This window comes from Paracoccus sp. Z118 (genome assembly GCF_019061185.1).
Taxonomy (GTDB): domain Bacteria; phylum Pseudomonadota; class Alphaproteobacteria; order Rhodobacterales; family Rhodobacteraceae; genus Paracoccus.
Genome location: NZ_JAHQZU010000149.1, coordinates 1 through 357, shown reverse-complemented (window position 1 = coordinate 357; position 357 = coordinate 1). Strand labels below are relative to the sequence as shown.

1 protein-coding gene is annotated in these 357 nt (G+C 70.6%); it reads right to left on the bottom strand.

Annotated elements, in window-relative coordinates:
* The coding region (locus KTN05_RS17945; RefSeq protein ID WP_217330711.1) for an ATP-binding cassette domain-containing protein at nucleotides 1–212 on the bottom strand (212 nt) is incomplete at its 3' end.
* Nucleotides 213–357: the final 145 nt, after the last annotated feature.

Here is a 357-nt window from a genome sequence, read left to right as displayed (position 1 = left end):
ACGCCGCCGACCCGGACCTGCCCGGCGCTCGGCTTCACCAGCCCCGCCAGCACCCGCGCGAGCGTGCTCTTGCCCGACCCGTTGCGCCCGACCACACCCACCCGGCGGGCCGAGGACCGGAGCGTGACCTGCGACAGCAGGAAGCGGCCGCCGACGTCGTAGCTGACCTCGTCCAACTCGATCGCGAAGTCGCATGTCGTGGCGTTCGGCAAACGGGATCTCCGGTCGGCTGTTACGTCGGTTGCGCGGCGTTCTGAGTGCGCTGTCTATCCTCGCTCCGGCGCGAGTGCATCCCAGTAGCAGCACGACCCGAGGGGTTTCCAGCGGCGCGGGGGCTTGGGGCATATGTCGGGGTCG